The sequence below is a fragment of the Actinosynnema sp. NPDC050801 genome (genome assembly GCF_040673975.1).
Classification (GTDB): Bacteria; Actinomycetota; Actinomycetes; order Mycobacteriales; family Pseudonocardiaceae; genus Actinosynnema.
On the sequence record NZ_JBFAQZ010000026.1, the window covers coordinates 1 to 21,832 of the forward strand.

At 72.7% G+C, this 21,832-nt stretch carries 24 protein-coding genes and 1 pseudogene; 10 read left to right on the forward strand and 15 right to left on the reverse strand.

From position 1 onward, the window contains the following. Window positions 1-202: 202 nt before the first annotated feature. Window positions 203-1,045, reverse strand: coding sequence for an aminodeoxychorismate lyase (locus tag AB0K14_RS35145; RefSeq protein WP_360461894.1), 843 nt, complete (start codon window positions 1,043-1,045; stop codon window positions 203-205). A gap of 88 nt (window positions 1,046-1,133) precedes the next feature. Here AB0K14_RS35145 and AB0K14_RS35150 point away from each other — a divergent pair, with 88 nt between their 5' ends. From AB0K14_RS35150 to AB0K14_RS35170, 5 genes are all read left to right on the forward strand, one after another. Then, a complete protein-coding gene (locus AB0K14_RS35150) occupies window positions 1,134-1,529 on the forward strand; it encodes a transcriptional repressor (RefSeq protein WP_360462029.1) in 396 nt (131 codons plus the stop codon). After that, a complete protein-coding gene (locus AB0K14_RS35155; RefSeq protein WP_360461897.1) occupies window positions 1,526-2,617 on the forward strand; it encodes a glycine cleavage T C-terminal barrel domain-containing protein in 1,092 nt (363 codons plus the stop codon). The genes AB0K14_RS35150 and AB0K14_RS35155 overlap by 4 nt, the downstream gene beginning before the upstream one ends. Before the next feature lie 103 nt (window positions 2,618-2,720). Next, on the forward strand, window positions 2,721-3,569 hold the full coding sequence (locus AB0K14_RS35160) for a 3-keto-5-aminohexanoate cleavage protein (RefSeq protein WP_360461900.1): 849 nt from the start codon (window positions 2,721-2,723) through the stop codon (window positions 3,567-3,569). Between the two features lie 60 nt (window positions 3,570-3,629). Beyond that, window positions 3,630-4,211 carry an aerial mycelium formation protein gene (locus tag AB0K14_RS35165; protein ID WP_360461903.1) on the forward strand — a complete coding sequence of 194 codons (582 nt, stop codon included), beginning with the start codon at window positions 3,630-3,632 and terminating at the stop codon, window positions 4,209-4,211. 73 nt (window positions 4,212-4,284) lie between these two features. After that, on the forward strand, window positions 4,285-5,481 hold the full coding sequence (locus AB0K14_RS35170; protein ID WP_360461906.1) for an MFS transporter: 1,197 nt from the start codon (window positions 4,285-4,287) through the stop codon (window positions 5,479-5,481). Here the strand turns inward: AB0K14_RS35170 and AB0K14_RS35175 are convergent. Further along, on the reverse strand, window positions 5,434-6,315 hold the full coding sequence (locus tag AB0K14_RS35175) for a hypothetical protein (protein WP_360461907.1): 882 nt from the start codon (window positions 6,313-6,315) through the stop codon (window positions 5,434-5,436). The two genes, AB0K14_RS35170 and AB0K14_RS35175, sit on opposite strands and share 48 nt — an antisense overlap. Before the next feature lie 162 nt (window positions 6,316-6,477). On the opposite strand from AB0K14_RS35175, the gene AB0K14_RS35180 reads away from it, so the two are divergent. Then, window positions 6,478-6,663, forward strand: a complete 186-nt coding sequence (locus AB0K14_RS35180; RefSeq protein ID WP_360461910.1) for a DUF3073 domain-containing protein — start codon at window positions 6,478-6,480, stop codon at window positions 6,661-6,663. A 74-nt stretch (window positions 6,664-6,737) separates the two neighbouring features. On the opposite strand, the gene AB0K14_RS35185 is transcribed toward AB0K14_RS35180, so the two are convergent. Then, window positions 6,738-7,802 carry an NADH:flavin oxidoreductase/NADH oxidase gene (locus AB0K14_RS35185; protein ID WP_360461913.1) on the reverse strand — a complete coding sequence of 355 codons (1,065 nt, stop codon included), beginning with the start codon at window positions 7,800-7,802 and terminating at the stop codon, window positions 6,738-6,740. Window positions 7,803-8,146: 344 nt separating this feature from the next. Here AB0K14_RS35185 and AB0K14_RS35190 point away from each other — a divergent pair, with 344 nt between their 5' ends. The 3 genes from AB0K14_RS35190 to AB0K14_RS35200 all read left to right on the forward strand — a co-directional run bounded on the left by AB0K14_RS35190 (window position 8,147) and on the right by AB0K14_RS35200 (window position 10,151). Then, a complete protein-coding gene (locus AB0K14_RS35190) occupies window positions 8,147-8,833 on the forward strand; it encodes a Crp/Fnr family transcriptional regulator (RefSeq protein ID WP_241828468.1) in 687 nt (228 codons plus the stop codon). A gap of 105 nt (window positions 8,834-8,938) precedes the next feature. Continuing rightward, a complete protein-coding gene (locus AB0K14_RS35195) occupies window positions 8,939-9,790 on the forward strand; it encodes a hypothetical protein (RefSeq protein WP_360461916.1) in 852 nt (283 codons plus the stop codon). A gap of 1 nt (window position 9,791) precedes the next feature. Continuing rightward, entirely contained in the window at window positions 9,792-10,151 is a 360-nt protein-coding gene (locus tag AB0K14_RS35200) for a hypothetical protein (RefSeq protein WP_360461919.1), read from the forward strand. Between the two features lie 24 nt (window positions 10,152-10,175). Here the strand turns inward: AB0K14_RS35200 and iolD are convergent, their stop codons facing one another. From iolD to AB0K14_RS35250, 10 genes and pseudogenes are all read right to left on the reverse strand, one after another. Beyond that, window positions 10,176-12,023 (reverse strand): 3D-(3,5/4)-trihydroxycyclohexane-1,2-dione acylhydrolase (decyclizing), encoded by a 1,848-nt coding sequence (iolD, locus tag AB0K14_RS35205; RefSeq protein WP_360461922.1) that lies wholly within the window; start codon window positions 12,021-12,023, stop codon window positions 10,176-10,178. Then, window positions 12,020-12,916 (reverse strand): 5-deoxy-glucuronate isomerase, encoded by an 897-nt coding sequence (gene iolB, locus AB0K14_RS35210; RefSeq protein WP_360461925.1) that lies wholly within the window; start codon window positions 12,914-12,916, stop codon window positions 12,020-12,022. The genes iolD and iolB overlap by 4 nt, the downstream gene beginning before the upstream one ends. Before the next feature lie 16 nt (window positions 12,917-12,932). Further along, a complete protein-coding gene (locus AB0K14_RS35215; RefSeq protein ID WP_360461928.1) occupies window positions 12,933-13,847 on the reverse strand; it encodes an aldolase in 915 nt (304 codons plus the stop codon). 94 nt (window positions 13,848-13,941) lie between these two features. Further along, complete coding sequence (gene iolC, locus AB0K14_RS35220) at window positions 13,942-14,871, reverse strand: 5-dehydro-2-deoxygluconokinase (RefSeq protein WP_360461930.1); 930 nt, start codon at window positions 14,869-14,871, stop codon at window positions 13,942-13,944. Then, complete coding sequence (locus tag AB0K14_RS35225; protein ID WP_360461933.1) at window positions 14,868-15,680, reverse strand: ATP-binding cassette domain-containing protein; 813 nt, start codon at window positions 15,678-15,680, stop codon at window positions 14,868-14,870. Before AB0K14_RS35225 ends, iolC begins: the two co-directional genes overlap by 4 nt. Next, on the reverse strand, window positions 15,677-16,723 hold the full coding sequence (locus tag AB0K14_RS35230) for an ABC transporter permease (protein WP_360461936.1): 1,047 nt from the start codon (window positions 16,721-16,723) through the stop codon (window positions 15,677-15,679). The genes AB0K14_RS35225 and AB0K14_RS35230 overlap by 4 nt, the downstream gene beginning before the upstream one ends. A gap of 11 nt (window positions 16,724-16,734) precedes the next feature. Then, complete coding sequence (locus tag AB0K14_RS35235; protein ID WP_360461939.1) at window positions 16,735-17,742, reverse strand: sugar ABC transporter substrate-binding protein; 1,008 nt, start codon at window positions 17,740-17,742, stop codon at window positions 16,735-16,737. Window positions 17,743-17,766: 24 nt separating this feature from the next. After that, window positions 17,767-18,630, reverse strand: a complete 864-nt coding sequence (locus tag AB0K14_RS35240) for a TIM barrel protein (RefSeq protein ID WP_360461942.1) — start codon at window positions 18,628-18,630, stop codon at window positions 17,767-17,769. Then, window positions 18,627-19,313, reverse strand: a complete 687-nt coding sequence (locus AB0K14_RS35245) for a Gfo/Idh/MocA family oxidoreductase (protein ID WP_360462032.1) — start codon at window positions 19,311-19,313, stop codon at window positions 18,627-18,629. The genes AB0K14_RS35240 and AB0K14_RS35245 overlap by 4 nt, the downstream gene beginning before the upstream one ends. Continuing rightward, window positions 19,290-19,643 (reverse strand): annotated as a pseudogene (locus AB0K14_RS35250) (Gfo/Idh/MocA family oxidoreductase); the annotation flags it as partial. The pseudogene AB0K14_RS35250 and the gene AB0K14_RS35245, both read right to left, overlap by 24 nt. 138 nt (window positions 19,644-19,781) lie before the next feature. On the opposite strand from AB0K14_RS35250, the gene AB0K14_RS35255 reads away from it, so the two are divergent. Further along, window positions 19,782-20,777, forward strand: a complete 996-nt coding sequence (locus tag AB0K14_RS35255; protein WP_360461945.1) for a LacI family DNA-binding transcriptional regulator — start codon at window positions 19,782-19,784, stop codon at window positions 20,775-20,777. Here AB0K14_RS35255 and AB0K14_RS35260 read toward each other — a convergent pair. Both AB0K14_RS35260 and AB0K14_RS35265 read right to left on the reverse strand, forming a co-directional pair. Further along, the gene (locus tag AB0K14_RS35260) at window positions 20,764-21,072 is read right to left on the reverse strand and encodes a multidrug efflux SMR transporter (protein WP_360461948.1); all 309 of its coding nucleotides are present in this window, start codon (window positions 21,070-21,072) and stop codon (window positions 20,764-20,766) included. The two genes, AB0K14_RS35255 and AB0K14_RS35260, sit on opposite strands and share 14 nt — an antisense overlap. 2 nt (window positions 21,073-21,074) lie before the next feature. Then, on the reverse strand, window positions 21,075-21,815 hold the full coding sequence (locus AB0K14_RS35265; RefSeq protein ID WP_360461951.1) for an SDR family oxidoreductase: 741 nt from the start codon (window positions 21,813-21,815) through the stop codon (window positions 21,075-21,077). Window positions 21,816-21,832 lie beyond the last annotated feature (17 nt).

Genomic DNA, 21,832 nt, shown 5'->3' on the forward strand with positions numbered 1-21,832 from the left:
CGCTGCGCTCGGCGCTGCCGGGTCGTTCCGGCGGGCGCGGCAGCCTGACCGGCGATCACGCTCTTCGATCGTCGGGGAATCAGGGCGCGAACGACCGACTTCCCGGCGACCGAGCCCGCCGTCTGCGGAGCAGCGGCAATCCAACACAGGCGCGAACGACCGACTTCCAGGCGACCTCGCCCGCCGTCTGCGGAGCAGCGGCCTAGTACTCCGAGGCGTACAAGGCGTCCAGTTCGGCGTGCAGCTCGGTGGAGTCGGCCAGCGTCTTGCCGTCCAACGTGTGCAGGCGGGTGATCTTGCGGACGCTCGACGCCAGGAACAGGCCGTCCGCCGAGTACAGCTCGTCCACCGCGATCGGCCGCACCTCGACCGTCCAGCCCTCGCGCTCGGCGGCCCGGAACAGCGCGGCCTGCGTGGTGCCGGGCAGGATGCCCAGCTCGGCCGGCGGCGTGGTCAGGGTGCGTCCGCGGGCCATGATCAGCGTGGACGTGGGGCCCTCCAGCACCGAGCCGGACGACGTGGTGAACACCACCTCGGCCGCGCCACGCCGTTCCGCCTCACGGATCGCGGCCATGTTCACCGCGTACGAGAGCGACTTGGCGCCCAGCAGCAGCCACGGCGCGCGTTCCATCAGACCGGGCTCGATGCCCCGGTCGAGGGTCACCGCGGCGAGGCCCTCGGCCCGCTGCGCCATGACCTTCGGCGCGATGTCCATGCCCAGGGCGAACCCGGTCGGCGTGCCGTCGCCGCCCTCGACACCGCGCGTGTAGACGAGCTTCAGCGCGATCTCCGCGCCACCCGTCCAGTGGTCCAGCACGAGGCCGACGGCGCGCTCGAACGCCGCCCGGTCGGGCTCGGGCAGGTCGAGCATGGCGGCCGACCGGGCCAGCCGGTCCAGGTGCGGGCCGAGCTCCCGCGGCTTGCCGTCGACGACGAGGATGGTCTCGAAGACGCCGTCGCCGCGCAGCAGGCCGTAGTCGTCCACCCGGATCAACGGGGCGTCCGGGTCGGCGAGCGTTCCGTCCAGTAGTGCGAGCACACGCATACCGTGAGACTACTCACGGCCTACCATCGGATTCGTGGACACCGCCAGCGCTCCGAAAGCCCTGCGCAAGACGCTGCACGAACGCGGCATGCGGATGACGCCCCAGCGCCAGCTCGTGCTGGACGCGGTGCGCGAGCTGGGGCACGCCACGCCGGAGCAGATCTGCCAGCGCGTGCAGGTCACCGCGCCCACGGTGAACATCACCACCGTCTACCGCACGCTGGACCTGCTGGACCGGCTCGGCCTGGTCCGGCACACGCACCTCGGGCACGGCGCGCCGAACTACTCGGTCGACGCGCACGAGCACGTGCACCTGGTGTGCCACCGGTGCGGCCGGGTGGACGAGGTGCCGTGCGAGCTGCTCTCGCCGCTCGGGGGAACACTGCGGGACCGGTACGGGTTCGAACTTGATGCGAGCCACCTCGCGCTGTCCGGCACGTGCCGCGAGTGCCTGACCCAGAACGTCCCCGAGGAGTCCGAGTGAACTCACCGCTGTTGACCGCCCCCGGCGCGATCGCCCCGTTCGAGGGCGTTCCCGACCAGGGCGTGCCGTGGCACTTCGGCGACCCGTTCGCCGAGCAACGCGCGGCGGCGCGGTCGGTGGCGGTGTTCGACCGGTCGAACCGGGCCGTGATCGCGGTGCCCGGCGACGACCGGTTGACCTGGCTGCACTCGCTGACCAGCCAGCACTTCACCGCGATCGGCGAGGGCGAGGGCACCGAGGCGCTGATCCTGGACGTCCAGGGCCGGGTCGAGCACCACGTGGTGGTGGCGAACGTCGGCGGTGTCGTCTACCTCGACACCGAGGCCTCGCGGGCGGCCGAGCTGCTCGCCTACCTGACCAGGATGGTCTTCTGGTCGAAGGTCGAGCCGCGCGACGCCACGCCCGAGCTGGCGGTGCTGACCGTCGTCGGCCCGGAGGTCGTCCGGTTGTTCACCGAGCTGGACCTGCCGCTGCCCGACGGCCCGCACGGCGTGGTCGCGCTGGCGGGCGGCTTCGCCCGCCGCACGACGTGGCCGGGCCGGAACGCGGTCGACCTGGTGGTCCCGCGCGGCGACATCGCCGCCTGGTGGGCCAGGCTCACCGACGCGGGTGCCCGCCCCGCCGGCAGCTGGGCGTTCGAGGCGCTGCGGGTGGAGTCCCTGCACCCCCGGCTCGGGGTGGACACCGACGAGAAGACCATCCCGCACGAGGTGAACTGGATCGGCGACGCCGTCCACCTGGACAAGGGCTGCTACCGGGGCCAGGAGACGGTCTCGAAGGTGCACAACGTCGGCCGTCCGCCGCGCCGGATGCTGCTGCTTCACCTGGACGGGTCACGCGAGGTGCAGCCGGAGACCGGTGACCCGGTGCTGGTGGACGACCGCGTGGTCGGCCGGGTCGGCAGCGTGGCGATGCACCACGAGCTGGGCACGATCGTGCTGGCGCTGGTCAAGCGGTCGGTCTCACCGGAGACGGAGCTGCTGGTCGGCGCGGAGGACCGCCGGGTGCAGGCCAGCGTCGACCCCGACTCGGTCCCGCCGGACACCCCCGGCCTGGGCCGCGAGGCGGCGCGCAACCTCGGCCGCTGATCATCCGGACCGGAAAACCGGACACCGCGCCTGCCTGCGGTTCCGGGTTCCGGGGGCACCGCTGAGTCGCTGGTCCGAACGGGTTCTGTGCCAGGATCACCGCATGTCCCGACCCGGATCCCACGGCACGCTGCTCACCGTCGCCCCCACCGGGGCCGAGCACGCGAAGGCCGACGTCCCCAACCTGCCGGTCACGGTGGAGGAACTGGTCCGCACCGCGCAGGCGTGCGAGCAGGTCGGCGCCGCGATGGTGCACGTGCACATCCGCGGCGCGGACACCAGGCCGACGCTGGACCTCGGCCGGCTCAAGGAGACGGTCGCGGCTCTGCGCGAGCACACGAACCTGATCGTGCAGCTGTCCACGGGTGGCGCGGTGACCGACCCGGAGGCCGACCGGCTGCGGGTGCTCGACGCCCTGCCGGACTCGGCGTCCTGCACCATGGGCACGGTGAACTTCGGCGACGACGTGTTCCTGAACCGCTGGGAGTTCGTCGTCGCGCTGCACAAGGGGATGCGGGAGCGGGGCATCGTCCCGGAGTACGAGATCTTCGACATCGGCCAGCTGGCGTCGTTGCGGCGGCTGCTGGACCAGCACGGTCTGCCCGCGGGTGGCAAGGTGCACGTCGACCTGGTGATGGGCGTGCCGGGAGGCATGCCCGGCGACGCGGAGACGCTGGTGGCGGCGTTGCGGCTGCTGCCGGAGGGCGCGTCGTTCTCGGCCACGGGCATCGGGCGGACCACGCTGCCGGTGATGCTGACGGCGTTGGCCGCCGGCGGTCACCTGCGCGTGGGCATGGAGGACACCATCAGCTACGCGAAGGGCCAGCCGGTCCGGGACAACGCCCAACTGGTCGCCCGTGCGGCGGGACTGGCGAAGATCGCCCAGCGGCCACCGCTGTCGCCCGCGGATGCACGTGCACTTCTCGGCGTGCGCAGTCCGGTACAGGTTTGAGACAACTTTGGAAGCAGGTTTGTGTTGGCGGGTGGACACGAACTACCTCAGGATGAGTACGTGATCGAGGTGCGTCCCGGCGGGCGCCGCCGTATCGACCGGGTGCTCGCCCCCGACTACGCGGAGGGGGTCGAGCGGCTCCCGCTCGCCGAGGTGCGCGCGTTGCGCGACGAGGCGGCGCAGGAGGAGACGGACCTGTCGTACCTGCGGCGACTGCTGCACGCGCGGATCGACATCGTGCGGGCCGAGCAGGAACGGCGGACCTCGGGCGGTTCGGCGGTGGTCGACCAGCTGGCGACCATCCTCGCGTCGAACGCCGTGGGGCCCGCCACCGGTCTCGGGCGGTACCAGACGCAGGAGCCGTCCCGGGCCGAGGCGCACCGGCGGCACGTCGAGGCGCTGGTCTCCGACGTCGACCTGTCGGACGTGAGCGCGCTCTCGGACGACAAGCTGAACCTGGCCCTGCGGGTGTTCATCGGCGAAGAGGCCTCGGTCTCGTCCCGGCGGCGCGAGGTGCAGGCCGTGGTCGACCTCCTCAACGCCGAGATCGCCGGGCGGTACCAGAGCGGCAGCGCCTCGGTGGACGAGCTGCTGGCCGCGGAACGGGGCTGGCCGGCCAACCCGGGCCGCAACAAGGAGTAGCCCACGCCGGGCCGTACCACATGGTAAGACGGCACTCCCGCCATCTGAACAGGCCGCCTAACGTGGCCGGTTGATGGCACACCAACGGTCCGCGGCGCCCGGGTACAGGTGGGTGGTGCTCGCGGTCGGTGCGGTCGCGCAGGGCACCAACGCCGCGGTGTTCCTCGGCCTGCCCGCGATCACCCCGCAGCTGCGCGCGCACTTCGGGCTGTCCCTCCCCCAGGTCGGGATGCTGCTCGGCGCGGTCAACCTGGGCACGATGCTCGCCCTCGTGCCGTGGGGCGCGGCGGCCGACCGGCGCGGTGAGCGGCTGGTGATGGCCGTGGGCGGTTTCGGCGCGGCCGGCTGCCTGGCGCTGGCCGCGTTCGACGGGCCGGTGGCGGCCGGGTTGGCGCTGGTCGGCGTGGGGTTGTTCGGTGCGAGCGTGAACGCGGCCAGCGGCCGTGCGGTGCTGACCTGGTTCCCCGCCGAACGGCGCGGGTTCGCCATGGGCCTGCGGCAGACCGCCACCCCGCTCGGCGCGGCCGTGGCCGCCGCGGTGCTGCCGGTGGTCGCGCTGCGGGCCGGGGTGCCGGTCGCGTTCCTCGCGCTGGCGGGCTTCACCGGGTTCGTCGCGGTCGCGGTGGCGCTGTGGATCCGCGAACCGCCGTGGGCGGTGCGGTCGGGCCGCGGTCGGCACGGTGTCGTGCTCAAGGACCCGAACCTCATCCGGCTCAGCACGGCGAGCGGCCTGCTGGTGGTGCCCCAGTTCACGGCGGCCGCGCTGATGGTCGAGCTCCTGCACGACCACCGCGGCGTGGCTGTCGGGTTGGCCGCCGGGTTGTTCGCCGCGGCGCAGGTCACCGGCGGTGTCGGCCGGCTGGTCGTCGGGGTGTGGTCGGACCGGTCGACCACCCGGGTCCAGCCGTTGAAGGTGCTCAGCGTGCTGATCGCGGTCGGCTTCGTGCTCTGCGCCGCCCTCGACCGGGCGCCGGTGTGGGTGCTGGCTGCCGTGCTCGTCCCCACGGCCGCGCTCGCGCTGTGCTGGAACGGGGTCGCCATCACGGCCGCGGGCGAGCTGGCCCCTCCCGGGCGGACCGGGATCGCGCTCGGCATGCAGAACACCGCCAACTACCTCAGCGCCACCATCACGCCACCGCTGGCCGGCTGGGTCGCGGTGGGCATCGGGTGGCCCGCCGCCCTGCTCATGGCCGCGGCGGCGGCCGCGGCCGCCCGCGTGCTGCTATCCGTGCCGTTCGTGGCGCGCGAGCTCGCCCCAGAACTCCCGTAGCTGCTCGTACCGGAGCGCGACCTCCTCGGCGTCACCGGTCTCCAGCGCGTCCACGATCGCGTTCACGTCCGCGGCGGAGCTGTCTTCGAGCAGGTCGGGGTCGTCGATGAGCTGCACCAGGCCGCCGTAGTCGAGCTCGACCGCCGAGTCCGGCGCGAAGTGGTCCAGCCAGCGCCCGGTGTCCGCGAGCACCTTGGCCGGACCCGCCTCGCCCAGCGAACCCTCCACCACGCGGTGCGCCCGCGCCACCCGCTCGCGGGCGTCCGCCATGGACACCCGCCACGACACCTGGCGCTCCGGGTCGTCCTTCGGCGCCAGGACGACCCGCCGCGCCTCCGGCTCGACCAGGGCGAACCACGGCAGCGGCACGGTCCAGGTGGTCGAGATGACGTGCACCGCGCCACCGGTCAGCTCGGCCATCACCGACGACGCCCGCGCCCGGATCGTCTCCGGCTCGACCGCCACCGCCTCCTCGCGCAGCGGGCCGGTGGCCGTGGCCAGGAACCCGACCAGCGCGGCGGCCGACCGGGCGCGCAGGTCGAGCGGGCAGACCAGCGGACCGGGACCGACCTCACCCGGCACCTCGGCGGGGCTGATGGTCATCACGTCGAACGGCGCGTCGGGCGAGACCCGGCCGTCCGACCGCTCACCGGGCAGGAGGCGGCGCGGCCGGGCCAGCTGTGATCGCAACCACAGCTCCCGTTCACGCGCGCCGACGTCCGCGCGGCTCAACGGCCCGTTCTCCAGGGCTTTTCGCACCTGATCCGCCAACGGTGCGTCAAGAGCCGACAGCGGTTCGTACACCCTGAGGTAGGCGACGAACGGTCTAGGCACCCGCGCATCCTCCCACGGTGAGATTTGGCGGTACGTGTCACGCCTACCGCGTCGCGGGGAACCCCTTCGACACGGTACGGTAGTTACCAGGAACTAGTTGTCGAGACGAGTGGGGCCGCCGTTCCCCCGGCCGCCCCCGTCCCTGTGCGAGGGGGTCGAGCCATGGGGCGCGGCCGAGCGAAGGCCAAGCAGACCAAGGTGGCGCGAGAGCTCAAATACAGCTCTCACAACATCGACGTCGACGCCTTGCAACGCGAGCTGTCCGGCGGTGAGTCCGCTGGTGTTCGTCGAAGCGAAGAACGCTTCGACGAGCCGTCGGACGACGAATACGACGACTACCGTCGCTGAGACACACCAACACCCGCTGCTGAGGTTGGGCTGCCGGTTCTCCAGACCGGCAGCCCGACCTTTGCAGCGGGCACCTACAACGCCCTGGCGTACTGCCTCGGCGGGTCGACCTGCACCCCCAACTGGCGTGCCGCGTGCAGCGGCCAGTACGGGTCGCGCAGGAACTCCCGGCCGAGCAGCACCAGGTCGGCCGATCCGTCGGCGAGGACCTGTTCGGCCTGCCGGGCATCGGTGATCATGCCGACCGCCCCGGTGGGCACGTCGGCCTTCCGCCGCACGGTCTCGGCGAACGGCACCTGGTAGCCGGGGCCGGTCGGGATGTCCGCCGCGGGCACGTTGCCGCCGGTGGACACGTCGACCACGTCGGCACCCAGGGCCGCGAGGTCGCGTGCCAGCTCGACGCTGTCCTCCGCGGTCCAGCCGCCCTCGACCCAGTCGGTGGCGGAGATGCGCACGAACACCGGCACGTCCTCGCCCACCGCCGCCCGGACGGCGGCGGTGACCTCGCGCACCAGCCTGGTGCGGTTCTCCGGGGAGCCGCCGTAGGCGTCGGTGCGGTGGTTGCTCAGCGGTGACAGGAACTCGTGCAGGAGGTAGCCGTGCGCGGCGTGGACCTCGACCACCCGGAAGCCGGCTGCCAGCGCGCGCCGGGCGGCCGCGGCGAAGTCGGCGACCACCTGCGCGATGTCCTCGCCGTCCAGCTCGGCGGGCACCCGGTAGCTCTCGTGGAACGGCACGGCGCTCGGCGCGACCGGCGTCCAGCCGCCGTCGGCGTCCGCGACCCCACCCCGTTCGGGCGCGAACGGCGGGTAGGTCGAGCCCTTGCGCCCGGCGTGGGCCAGCTGCACACCGGCCACGGCGCCGTTGGCGTGGATGAAGTCCACCACCGGTCGCCACGAGGCGATGTGCGCGTCGTCCCACAGGCCGGTGTCGGCGGGCGAGATGCGCCCGACCGCCTGCACCGCGGTCGCCTCCGTGAGCACCAGGCCCGCGCCGCCGACCGCACGCGAGCCGAGGTGCACCAGATGCCACTCGTTCGGGTGGCCGTCCTGCGCCGAGTACTGGCACATGGGGCTGACCGCGATGCGGTTGGGCAGCGTGACGGTGCGGAGGGTCAGCGGGCTGAACAGCTGGCTCACGTGCGGCTCCTGGAGGCGTTCGGGCACGACATCCGCCCTTCGGCGGGTCAACCCGTGCAAGTCCGCCGGATCGGCCCCTTGTTCCCCGGTGTGGTGCCCGTCCCACCTCGCAGGAGCTGCGCAATTCCATTCGATTCGGTATTGCGCCCGCATTCGCAGGTGATCTTCAATGGGGGTCGCCGGGCAAAACGCCGAACAAGAGGACACCAGTTACGCCCATTCGGGTGTACTGTCCGCAGCACGTTCGGGGAGACCATCACTTGCCGCCCGACGCAGGTCGGCCCATTCGAAGTCCCGCCGGTCACGACAGTAACAGGATCCACATGCTGCCCATGCCGACCACGATGACGCAGGATCCAGGGTGGCCCAGCAACAGCCTCCTGGGTCGCCTCCGAGACAACACCCGACAAGAACTGCTGAACATCGGCACGGTCGTGCGGTACACGGCCGACCGAGAGGTCATCGAGCAGGACGCGAAGGACACTCACGTCCTGCTGCTGCTCGACGGCGTGGTCAAGGTGCAGACCACGGACGAGACGGGTGACACGGCGCTGCTCGCGATCAGAGTCGCGGGCGACCTGGTCGGCGAGATGGCGGCGCTGGACCAGAAGCCCAGGTCGGCCACGGTCGTCACGTGCGGTGACGTGGTCGCCAAGCTGATCACCAGCGGTGAGCTGATGAGCTTCCTGCACCGACGCAACGACGTGTTCGTGGAATTGATCGGGATGATCAACGACCGGCTCCGCTGGGCGAACCAGCGCCGACGGGATTTCCTGTCCCACCCGGCCGCCGAACGGGTGGCCAGGGTGCTGGCCGAATTGGTGCAGACCTACGGGCGCGAAGAGGCGCACGGGTGGACGTTGGGAATTCCGCTGACGAAGGTGGAACTCGCCTCGATCGCCGGCATGAAGCCCAGAACGGCCGAGAAGGCCTTCTCCGATCTGCGAAAAGCGGGGGTGGTGGTCAGTCACCTGAGGCGCGACGTGCTGGTGCCGGATCTGGCGGGACTGCGTAAATTCGCGGGCTTCTGACGCGAGACCGCATTTCTGCGGTATTCGCGCCGATGCAGTAGTCCACAGTGACTCTGCGCAGTCGTGTGTCCGCAGTGCGTCAGCACCCGTCGAAAGGCCGAGCCCATGAGCTTCCAGCGCAGTCTGCTGGTGTGTTGTGACCTGAAGAGCTACGGGTCGGCCGACGACCTGCTCCAGCGCGAGCTGCAGGAGCTGCTGGTGCGCAGCCTGGACCGGGCGGGCGAGGCCGCCGGTCTCGACCGCTCGGCGTGGCGGCGGCAGGCCAAGGGCGACGAGGAGTGGGCGGTGCTGCCCGCCACGACGCCGGAGGGCGACGTCGTGGACCGGTACGTCCGCGCGCTCGACGCCGAACTGGCCGCGACCAACCGGTACCGGGTGCCGGAGGCCAGGCTGCGGTTGCGGCTGGCGATCCACTTCGGCACCACGGTCGAGGGCGCCAACGGCTACCCCGGCCAGGACGCGGTGCTGGTCAGCAGGCTGCTCGACAGCGCGGCGGCGCACGCGGCGCTGGAGCAGTCGCCGGCCGACCTCGTGGTGGTGCTGTCCGAGACGCTGTTCACCTCGCTGGTCGCGGCCAGGTTCACCACGCTGCGGCCGGAGGACTTCCGGCGCGTGGACGTGCGGGTGAAGACCTTCAGCGGCCACGGGTGGATGTGGCTGCCGAGCGGGAACGTGCACGAACTGGTGCTGGACGACGCGGCCGCCGCGGGTGCCGCGCCCGGGATCACGCTCGACGCGGACGCGGTCGCGCCGGTCGTGGGCGGACCGGTCGCGGGCGGGCCTCCGTCGGTCAACCAGAGCGCGGTGGCCACCGGCGGGTCCACGGTGGTCCAGGCCGGTCACGACGCGCACGTGTCGACCCAGCAGGCCGACGTGATCCAGCACTTCGACCGCAACGACCAGCGGGGCTCGCACTTCGGCCCGGTCTACCGCAAGGACACCGACGAGAGGGCATGAGGTGCGTGAGGAACCGCTGAGACTCCTCGCCGGCGCGACGGCGGGCGCGCTGGCGACGGTCGTGGACACCGAGCAGTGGCCCGCCCTGCGCGCGCGGGTGGCCGCGGTCCTCGCGCCGGACCTGGTCGACCTGGTCAGCGCCCGGATGGACGAGGCGCGCCGCAGGCTCGTCGCGGTGCCGCGGGCGCGGCTGGAACTGGCGCGCGCCGAGTTCACCACCGAGTGGCGCGGTTCGATCCACACCATGCTGTGGGAACGCCCCGAGGCCGCCGGCCCCCTGCGCGCGGTGCTGCACGACGTGAGCCCGGCCCTGCCGCGGGTGGTCGGTGATTTCGCGACCGGCGCCGGCACCCGGCGTTGATCGGCGGTTCGTGGAACTCGGCGGTCACAGGTAGCGAATTTGTTTCGCCTTTCCGGTGGCCACTTCGTCGTGCGCCGCGGTGATGTCCGGGCGGTGCGCCACTTCCGGCACGCCGATTTCCCACCAAGCGCCCGCTTCCGTCCACGCGGACGGGTGGGTGCGAATCACGACCACGGCCGGGCGGCGTTCGGTTCTCGCGACCGAACGGGCTTCGCGGTAGGCGTCGCGCAGGCCGTCGAGGTCGTCCACCGGGAACGCCGCACACCCCATCGCGGCGGCGTGTGCGGCGAAATCGCTGCGCGGCGGCCGGGCGTGCGCGGTGCGGACGTCGGCGTAGAGGTTGTTGAAACCCGCGCCGCCCTGACCGGTCTGGAGGCGGTGGATCACGGCGTACCCGTCGTTGTCGCACACCACGGCCACGAAGCCGTGCCCGGCGAACGCCGCCGAGAACAGCTCGGAGTTGAGCATCAGGTAGGAACCGTCGCCCAGGAGCGTGGTCACCACGCCGTCGGGCCGGGCGATGGCCGCGCCCCACGCGCCGGCCAGCTCGTAGCCCATGCAGGAGAAGCCGTACTCGACGTCCATGGTCGCCTCACCGACCGCGCGCCAACCGCCGATCAGCTCGCCGGGCAGGCCACCGGACGCGGTCAGCACGTAGTCCCGCGGCGTGGACTCCTCGTTCACCACGCCCACGACCTGCGCGTACGTCGGCGTGCCGCCGGGCGCGCGCAACCCGTCGACGTGCGCGTCCCACTTCCCGCGCTCCTCGGCCGCGCGTGCGGCCCAGGTCCGGTCGGCCCGCCAGTCGCCGAGTTCGTCGGTGAGTTCGCGCAGGCCCTCGTCGGCGTCGGCGACCAGGGCGAGCGCGCCGTGCTTCACCGCGTCGAACCGGGCGGCGTTGAGGGAGACGATCCGGACGTCGGGTGCGAAGACGGTCCACGACGCGGTGGTGAAGTCCTGCAGGCGCGTGCCGACGGCCAGCACCACGTCGGCGTCGGCGGCCAGGGCGTTGGCCGAGGTCGAGCCGGTGATGCCGAGCGGACCGGCGTGCAGGGGGTGGTCGTGCGGGACGAGGGTGCGGCCGGCGGTCGTCTCGGCGATCGGGAGCGCGTGCCGCTCGGCGAAGCGGATCGCCCGGCCCGCCGCGCGGGAGTAGCGGACGCCGCCGCCGAGGACCAGCAGCGGTCGGCGGGCCGCGCGGATCGTCGCGGCGGCTTCGCCGAGGTCGCGGGTGTCCGGGCGGGGACGCGACGGGCGGTGGACGACCGGGGTGAACAGGGCGTCCGGGAAGTCGAACGACTCGGCCTGCACGTCCTGCGGCAGGGCGAGCACGACGGGTCCGCAGTCGGCCGGGTCGGTGAGCACGCGCGCCACCTGGGGCAGGGTGTTGAGCAGCTGCTCGGGCCGGGTGATCCGGTCGAAGTAGCGGCTGACCGCGCGGAACGCGTCGTTGACCGTGGTCGTGGGGTCGCCGAAGTGCTCGACCTGCTGGAGCACCGGGTCCGGCGCGCGGCTGGTGAACGTGTCGCCGGGCAGCAGGAGCAGCGGCAGGCGGTTGGCGTGGGCGACGCCGGCGGCGGTGACCATGTTCAGCGCGCCGGGGCCGATGGACGAGGTGGCGACGCCGACCTGGCGGCGGTGGGTGGCCTTGGCGACGCCGACCGCGGCCAGTGCCATGCCCTGCTCGTTGTGGCCGCGCCAGACCGGCAGTTCCGCGCGTGCCTCTTCGAGGGCGTTGCCGAGGCCGAGCACGTTGCCGTGGCCGAAGATCGCGAACACGCCGGGGAACAGCGGTGCCCACGTGCCGTCGGAGAGCTCGGTGCGTTGCGCGACGAGCCAGCGGACCAGTGCTTGGGCGGTGGTGAGCCTCATTCGACCCGTCCTTCGGCGGTGGTGACCGGGCAGCGGGGGTCGGGTTCCCGGCTCGCCCAGGTGTCCCGGATCCAGGTGTGCGCGGGGTCGTCGCAGAACGCCATGGAGCGTTCGGGGTTCGGGCCGGCCAGCACGTTCAGGTAGTACATCGGGTAGCCGGGCGCGGCGACGCACGGGCCGTGGTAGCCGCGGGGGATGAGGAAGACGTCGCCGTCGCGGACGACGACGTCCTCGTCGATGGCGTCGGTGTCGGTGTCGCCGTCGCCGGTGTAGGTGCGGTGGAAGCCGAACCCGTCACGCGACGGGGTGATCTTGTCGCGGCCGGCGATGCGGAAGTAGTAGATCTCCTCGTTGACGACGTCGCAGGTGTGGTCGTGCTTGTGCGGCGGGTAGGACGACCAGTTGCCGTCGGGGGTGATCAGCTCGCAGGCGATGAGCTTGTCGGCGTGGTCCCAGACGCCGGGCACGCCGAAGTTGGTGACCTGGCGGGTGGCGTTGCCCGCGCCCCTGACCTCGACCGGGACGTCCTCGGCCGGGCCGTACCGGGGGGTGAGCCGGCGGTCGCAGCGGGCCATCGGCAGCGCCACCTCGACGCCGTCCTTCGTGGACAGGCGCACCTCGGCGTCCCTCGGCACGTAGGCGAAGTCGGTCACCCGGGTGAAGACGGAGTCCCGCCCCCGCAGCTCGAACCGCTCCCCGGCCACCTCGACCACGCACCCGCCGGAGAGCGGAAGCACGAACGCCTCGTAGTCACCGGTCTCGAACGTGGTCGTCCCGCCGGGGTGCAGCAACAGGACGCGCAACCCGGCGTGGTCCCACCCGGCGGTGTCGGCGGTGAGCTCGACGGCGTTCTCGCCGTCCGACAACGTGCCCAGCGGACGGTGCAGGCTCATCCCTCGACTCCCCTCCTCATGCGCCGACCCCTTCCCTCGCGGACTCCCGGGCCGTGCGCAGCACCCGAGCCGCGGCGTCGACCGCGGCGGCCACGTCACCGTCCGGCGGGTAGAGCAGGGCGCGCCCGACGACCAGCCCGCGCACGGTCGGGTGACGCAGGGACCGGCCCCACGAGGCCAGGTCGTCACCCAGCCGGGCGGACGGCACGCCACCGAGCACGAGCGCGGGCAACGTCGTCGCGCCCAGCACCTCGTCGGGCGACGGCGGCAGCTTGAGCCAGGTGAACGCCGACGTCGCGCCCAACCCGGCCGCGACGCTCGCGGCCCGCGCCAACGCGGCGGCGTCCGTCTGCAACACCAGCTCACCCGCCGCGTTCCTCGCGTAGGGCAGCGGCTCGACCATCGCCATCAGGCTCCGTTCGGCCAACGCCGACACCGCCGCGGCACAGCTCTCCAGCGTCGGCGCGGTGCCCGCGTCGGAGTCGACCAGGCGCAGCAGCATCTTGCCGCCGTCCAGCCCGTTGCCCGCGATGGACGTGGGGTCGTAGGCGGTGAACCGGTCGTCGATCTCCCAGTCCGCACCCGCCAGGCCGCCGCGGTTCATGGAGCCGATGACGACCCTGTCGTGCAGGCCGTCGAGCAGCAGCAGCTCCTCGATCACGTCCGGCGTGCCGAGCACCCCGTCCACCGCCGGGTTCGACAGTGCCGTGAGCAGCCGGTCCAGCAGCGCGCGGCGGTCGGCCATGGCCAGCGGGTCGCCGCCGACGCCGAGTGCGCCCCGGGCCGGGTGGTCGGCCGCCACCAGGAACAGGGTGCCCCGGCCGGAGAGCAGCTGGGTCCGCCGCCGGCGCGCCTGGTAGGCCCGGCGGATGGCGGCCGGGTCGGTCGCCCTGGTCTCCAGCAACCCCCACCACTGCTCGTCGGTGATCAACCGGTACCTCCCGGACGGATGCGTGCGCGGGAAGGTGGGGTCGTCGCCCGGAGGACCGGTTGACCTCGGCGTGGGTGCGCCCGTCGCGGCGTCTTCACAGGTGGTCCTCGATCTCGGTGGGTGTCGGCATGGCGTCGGCGCAGGCCAGTCGGCCCGCCACGAGAGCGCCGGCGACGCTCGCGTAACGGGCGATCCGCTCCGGCTCCCAACCCGCCAGCAGGCCGTGGGCCAGTGCCCCGCCGAACGCGTCACCGGCGCCGAGGCCGCAGACCACGTCCACCGGGTGCGGCGGGAGGGTCCACGAGTCGGTGGCGGTCGCGAACAGGACGCCCTCGCCGCCCTTCTTCACCACGGCCAGCGCGACGCCACGGCCCAGCAGGCGCGCCGCGGCCTCCTCCGGATCCGCGGTGCCCACCGCCACCTCGACCTCCGCCCGGTTGCCCACGGCCACCGTCACGTGGTCGAGCATCCAGGCGATCTCGCGCCGCGCTGTCGGCACGTCGGGCCAGAACATCGGCCGGTAGTCGAGGTCCAGGACGGTGTGCGCGCGGCGGGCCCGGTGTTCCAGGATCCGCCGTTGGGTGGCACGGGCAGGCATCGCGGAGACACCCGTCCCGGTGACCCACAGCAGCGGCACGTCGGCCACCAGGTCCCACGGCACGTCCTGCTCGGTGAGCGCCAGGTCCGGCGCGAGGGGCGCGCGGTAGAACAGCAGCGGTGGGTCCTCGGGCGGGTCGAGGGCGCAGAACACCACGGGCGTCTGGAGGTCCGGCGCGGTGCCCACGTAGGACGACGACACGCCGAAGGACTCCAGCGCGGAGCGCACGTACGGGCCGAAGCCGTCCGGGCCGACCTTCGTCAGCACGGCGGCGGAACGGCCCAGGCGCGCCGCGGCCACGGCCACGTTCGTCGCCGTGCCGCCGAGCGACTTGGCGAACGTCCGCACCAGCGCCAACGGCACGCCGCTCTGCTCGGGGTAGAGGTCGACCCCGACCCGGCCGACGGTGAGCACCTCGACCGTCATCCGTCGGCCCCGCGCAGTTCGTCGACCCCGCGCAGCTCGTGGGCCAGCGCGTCCAGCTCCACCCCGCCGGCCATCTGCCGGGTCAGCTCCTCCAGGCCGATCTCCGACTTCCGGTAGGTCCCCAACGCCCGCCCGCGCTTGAGCAGCAGGAACCGGTCGCCGACCGGGTAGGCGTGGTGCGGGTTGTGGGTGATCAGCACGACACCCAGCCCGCGGTCACGCGCCTGCGCCACGTACTTCAGCACCACACCGGCCTGCTTGACCCCGAGCGCGGCCGTCGGCTCGTCCAGGATCAGCACCTTCGCCCCGAAGTGCACCGCCCGCGCGATCGCCACGCACTGCCGCTCGCCGCCGGACAGCGTGCCCACGGGTTGCTCCACGTCCCGCAGGTCGATGCCCATGTCGGCCAACGCGCGCCGCGTCACCTCCCGGCCCCGCCGCCGGTCCAGGAACCGGAACGGGCCGAACCCGACGGTCGGCTCCGACCCGAGGAAGAAGTTCCGCCACACGCTCATCAGCGGCACCACGGCCAGGTCCTGGTAGACGGTGGCGATGCCCAGGTCGAGGGCTTCGCGCGGCGACGAGAACCGGACCGGGGAGCCGTCGACCAGGTACTCGCCGGAGTCGTGCTGGTGCACGCCCGCCAGAACCTTGATCAACGTGGACTTGCCCGCGCCGTTGTCGCCGAGCACGCACGTCACCTCGCCGGCGCCGACCGAGGTCGAGACGTCCTTCAGCGCGATCACGCTGCCGTGGGTCTTGCCGATCCCGCGGACCTCCAGCAGTGTCCGACCTGTCGGGACGCTCATCGCCGCACCCTCTCCGCCCGCCGCCGCAACGCGTTGTTGACCAGCACGGCGGCCAGCAGCATCACGCCGAGGAACAGCTGGAACCAGTCCGAGTTCCAGTTCGCGTAGACGATGCCCTGCCGGGCCATGCCGAAGATCAGCGCGCCGATCGCGGCGCCGACCGCCGAGCCGAACCCACCGGTCAGCAGGCACCCGCCGATCACCGCGGCGATGATGAACTGGAACTCCAGCCCGATGCCCTGGTTGGCCTGCACGCTGGTGAACCGCAGGATGTTGATCGACCCGACCAGCCACGCCGCGCCCGCCGTGGTCATGAACAGCAGGACCTTCGTGCGCACCACGGGCACGCCGACGGCCCGCGAGGACAGCGCCGACCCGCCGACCGCGTAGATCCAGTTCCCGAACCGCGTGCGCACCAGCACGAGGGCCGCGGCGATCGTGAACAGGACCCACCACGCGATCGACACGTAGAACGTCGCGCCGCCGAGGGTGAACGTCGAGGCGAACAGGAACCCGGCCGACGAGTAGCCCTCGGCCGACCTCATGCCCGACACCTGGACGGTGCCGGTCACCAGCCTGGTCACGCCCAGGTTCAGGCCCTGCAACGCCAGGAACGTGCCCAGCGTGACGATGAAGCTGGGCAGCCCGGTGCGCAGCACCAGCCACCCGTTCAGCGCGCCGACCGCCAGCGCGAACACCAGCGACGCGAGCAGCGCGAGCCACACGTTCCAGCCGAGCCGGGTGGCCAGGACGGCCGTGACCAGCGCGGTGGAGGCGGTCATCACGCCGGCGGACAGGTCGAACTCGCCGCCGATCATGAGCAGCGCCACCGCGACGGCCATGATGCCGAGCGTGGACGCGTCGTCCAGCCAGGTCGCCACACCGCCCGCGCTGAGGAACCGCTCGGTCACCGCGGTGAAGAACACGAAGACCAGCAGCGCGCCGAGCAGCGCGCCGATCTCGGGTCGGAGCACGAGCCGGTCGACCAGCCGAGCCGAGCCGACCCGCTCGTCCGGTGGCGCGGCCGAAGGCGCTGTGGTCACGGGCGTCCTCCTCAGCGGGTGCCGCGCGCGGCGTACTCGGCCACCTTGTCCACGTTGGACTTGTCGACGAAACCGGGCCCGGTGAGCACCGGCTTGCCACCGCCGACGGTGTTGGCGTTGTCGCGGTAGAGCTTGAGCATCACGATCGGCAGGTAGCCCTGCTCGTACTGCTGCTGGTCGACGGCGAACAGCACGTCACCGGCCTTGATCGCGGCGGTGACGTCGGCGTTGAGGTCGAACGTGGCGACCGCCGCCTTCGACGACGCGCCCTTGACCGCGCTCACCGACGACACCGCGACCTGCGGGTTGAGCGCGAGCACCGCGTCGACCGACGGGTCGGTCTGCAACGCGCCCTTGATCCGGGACTCCACGTCGGTGGGGTTGTTGATGTCCACCTGGAGGTTGGTGACGGTGCCGCCGAAGCCGGTGCGCGCGCCGTCGCAGCGCTGGTTGAGGCCGACGTTGCCCGCCTCGTGGATCACGCACAGCAGCTTGGTCTTGCCGGCGTCCTTCAGCTTCTGCCCGGCCTGCTCGCCCGCGACGTTCTCCTCCTGGCCGACGTGCGCCAGCGCGCCGAACGACGTGCTCTTGTCCGAGCCGGAGTTGATGGTGACGACCGGGATGCCCGCCTTGACCGCGTTCTCGATCGAGGTCCGCAACGCGTCCGGGTTGGCCATCGACACCACGATGCCACCGACCTGCTGCGAGACCGCGTTGTCGATCAGGGTGGACTGCCGGCCGGGGTCGCCGTCGGAGTTGTAGTCGACCGTGACGCCGAGCTGCTTGCCCGCGTCGGTGGCGCCGTTCTTCACCACGTTCCAGAACGCGTCGCCCGCCGAGCCGTGGGTGACGACGGCGACGCGCAGGTCACCGGTCGTCGGCGCTTGGGCGGCACCGGTGTTCGTCGTCGCGGTGTTCTCCGCGCCGGGCCCGCTGCACGCGGCGAGCAGCGCGAGTCCGGTCAGTGCCAGTCCGATGCGGGCGGTGCCCGCGGGCAGGGCCTTTCGAGTGGACGTCATCGTCTCTCCTCGCCGGGGGCGGGTTCAGTTGGCGGTGAACTGGGTCAGGTGCGCGAGGCTGCGCGCGGTGTCGCGCACCGGTGTGTCGAGCGGGCTGTCGTCGCCGAGCGCGGTGTCCTGCTCCAAGACGTACCAGCCGGTGTAGCCCGCGTCCCGGAGGAACGCGACCAGGGCCGCCACGTCCACGTCGCCTTCGCCCAGCGGCACGTACATCCGCTGCTGCACGGCGGCCATGTAGGCGGTGTCGCCGTCGCGCACGGTGGCCGCGATGTCGGCACGCACGTCCTTGAGGTGCACGTGCCCGATCCGGCCGGGGTGGCGGCGGGCCAGGTCGACCGGGTCCGTGCCGCCGATGAGCAGGTGGCCGGTGTCCAGGCAGAGGTCGAGGTCGGAGTCGGCGAGGAACCGCTCGACCTCGGCGGTGCGCTCGACGTGCGTGCCGACGTGCGGGTGCAGCGCGGTGCGCAGCCCGTGGTCGGCGGCCCGGTCGCGGACGAGCGCGGCGGTGTCGACGAGGGTGCGCCACTGGTCGTCGGTGAGGGCGGGGCGCTCGTCGTAGCCGTCGAGGCCGGTGGCGGCGGCCAGCACGAGGACCTCCGCGCCGGCGGCGGCCAGCAGGGCGGCGACCCGGTCGGCTTCGTCGACCGAGGACCGCGCGCCGGTGTGCAGCGGGACGGCCAGGAACCCGCCGACCAGTGACAGCCCGTGCTCGTCCAGCAGGGATCTCAACGACGACGGTTCGGCGGGCAGGTAGTCGGGCGGACCGAGTTCGGTAGCCCGCAGGCCGAGCGACGCCATTTCGGCCAGCACGGTCGCGGGTTCGAGGACCCTGCCCCACCCGGGCACCTCGCAGACACCCCACGAGATCGGCGCACCGGCGATCTTCACGCGACAACCTCCGTCTGGATCCGGACCGGAGCGCCCGAGCGCCGCGACTGCTCACACGCCTCGGCGAGTCGAAGGCTGATCAAACTCTCCCGCGCGGGTGACGGGTTCGCCACCGTGCCGGCCACCACCTGCGCGAACGTGGCCACCTCGGTCAGGTAGGCGCGGTGGAAGCGCTCCGCGAAGCCCGGGTAGGCGTCGCCCGCGGCCTTCGGTCCCTCCGGTTCCAACGACGTCAGCGGCGTGCGCGGGTCGAGGCCGACGGCCAGCGAGTCCCGGCTGCCCAGCACCTCGATGCGGTGGTCGTAGCCGAGCGGGTCGTGCCTGCCGCCCGCGAGGGTGGCGTGCGCGCCACCCGCGAACTTCAGCAGCACCACGGCGTTGTCCACGTCGTCGGCGTCCGCGAACGCCTGGTCGACCAGCACCGACCCCGACGCGTACACCTCCACCACGGGCTCGCCCACCAGCCACGGCACCGCGTCCAGGTCGTGGATCAGCAGGTCGCGGAAGATGCCGCCGGACTGCGGCAGGTAGGAGAAGTCGGGCGGCTGGGCGTCGTTGCCGAGCGCGCGGACCAGGTAGACCTCGCCGACCTCGCCGGCCCGGACGCGCCGGTGCAGCTCGGACACCGCCGGGTCGAACCGGCGCTGGAACCCGACCAGCACCTCCACCCCGGACGCCTCCACGTCGTCCACCAACGCGCGCATCTCGTCCAGGTGGCTCGCGATCGGTTTCTCGCACAACGTGGGCACGCCCGCCGCGATGGCCGCGCGCAGCAACGCGGGGTGCGTGGTCGTGGGCGTGGCCAGCAGGACGCCGTCACAGGACGTGAACAGCGCGTCGAGGTCGTCCACGCTCCTGGTGCCGGGCAGGTCGGCCGCCGCCCGCGCCGCGCGGCCGGGCACCGGGTCGAACAGCAGCACCTCGTCGACCTCGTCGAGGGTGGCCAGGTTGGTGGCGTGCATGGTGCCGATCCGGCCGACCCCGACAACTCCGATGCGCATTCGGCTGGTCTCCGTCCTGGTAGAGGCGCTCCGGCGTTAGAGCGCTCCATTTGTTGGAGCGCTCTAATGCTGTAACGTCCGTCACACCGGTGTCAAGGGCGCGTTTCCCCGCCCGTGCCGGTCCACCGCAGGCCGCAGGAGGGGGACACGGTGGCCAGACCCACGATGGAAGACGTCGCGGCACGCGCCGGCGTGTCCCGCGCCCTGGTGTCGTTGGTGATGCGGGGATCACCGAAGGTGAGCGACCAGCGCCGCGCGGCCGTGCTGAAGGCAGCCGAGGAGCTGGGGTACTCGCCGCACGCCATGGCGCGCTCGTTGGCCAGCCGCACGTCGCACGTGCTCGGCGTGATGGTGTCGGACCTGCACAACGCGTTCTTCGCGGAGGTGGTGGACGGGTTGGACGCGGTGGCGACCGAACACGGCTTCGACCTGATCATCAACACCGGCGGGCGCAGCCCGGCGCGGGAACGGCGGGCGTTGCGGAGCCTGCTGTCGTTCCGGCCGGCGGGCCTGGCCCTGCTGTCACCGGTGGTGCCGACCGCGGACATCGGCCGTGCGGCGGACCAGACGCCGGTGGTGCTGGTGGCGCGGTCGTCCCGACTGGCCACCGTGGACACCGTGAACGACGACGGCGAGCGCGGCATCGCGTTGGCGGTGGACCACCTGGTGTCGTTGGGGCACGAGCGGATCGCGCACCTGGACGGCGGCGAGGGATCGCGGGCCGCGCCCCGCCGGCGCGGGTACCTGGCCGCGATGGCGTCGCACGGCCTCACGCCGCGGGTGGTCGCCAGCGAGTACACCGACGCGGCCGGGGCGCGCGCCGTGCGGGGCCTGCTGGGCGACATGCCGACCGCGATCGTCTCCTGCAACGACTTCAACGCGGTCGGCGCGATCTCCGCGCTGGAGGACGCCGGGTTCCGCGTGCCGCAGGACGTCTCGGTGGTCGGCTACGACAACACCTCGCTGGCCGCCCTGCGGCACGTCTCGCTGACCACGATCGACCAGCCGCGCAACGAGTTCGGCCGGCTCGCCGCCGAGGCCCTGCTGCAACGGGTGCGCGGCGAACGGGCCGAGCCCGTGCGCCACCTGCTGCACCCGTCGCTGGTCGTCCGCTCGACCACCGCCCCGCCGATCAGGTCAGCTTGAGCCCCACCACGCCGACCACGATCAACGCCAGGCACGCCAGCCGCAGCGGCGACGCGCTCTCACCGGCGTGGATCCCCACCAGGACGACGCCCACGGCGCCGAGGCCGACCCACACCGCGTAGGCCGTGCCGACGGGCAGGTCGCGCATGGCGATCGCGAGCACCACGAAGCTCGTCACCGCCGCCGCGATCCCGACCGCGGTGGGCACCGGGCGGGTGAAGCCGTCCGACCGGCCCACCGCCGTGGCCCACACGACCTCCAGCAACGCCGCACCGAGCAGCAGCAACCAGGCCACGGCTACGCCACCGCGCCCGCGTCCACGACGAACGCCGCACCGGTGACGTTGCGCCCGCCGTCGCCGGCCAGGTGCGCCACCGTCGCGGCCACGTCCTCCGGGTCGCAGTACCGGCCGAGCGCGGTGTAGCGGCGCTCCTCGTCGGCGTCCGGTCCGTCGGCCGGGTTCATCTCGGTGTCGGTCGAGCCCGGGTGGACCAGGTTGACCGTGATGCCGCGCGGGCCGAGGTCGCGGGCCAGGCCCTTGGTCAACCCGATCAGCGCCGACTTGCTCATCGCGTAGAGCGCCCAGCCCGGGTACGGCACCCGTTCGGCCAGGCTGCTGCCGATGTTGACGATCCGCCCGCCCGCCGCCATGTGCGGCACGACCGCCTGGACCAGCACGAACGCGGCCCGCGCGTGGATCGCCAGGATCCGGTCGACCTCCTCCACCGCGACGTCCTCGAACGGCCCGAACGGGGCGATGCCCGCGTTGTTGACCAGGACGTCCAGGCCGCCGAACGCGGACGCGGCCCGGGCCGCGGCGTCACGCAGGGCGTCGACGTCGGTGGCCTCGGCCCGCACCGCGAACGCCCGCACGCCCGAGGCCGTCATCTCCTCGACCACCGCGTCGGCGCGGTCGGCCGCACGGGCGTACGTGATGGCCACGTTCGCGCCGTCGCGTGCCAAACGCTTGGCGATCGCCGCCCCGATCCCCCTGCTGCCGCCGGTGACCAGCGCGGCCCTGCCTTCGAGCTGCCCCATCGCTTCCCCCAATAACC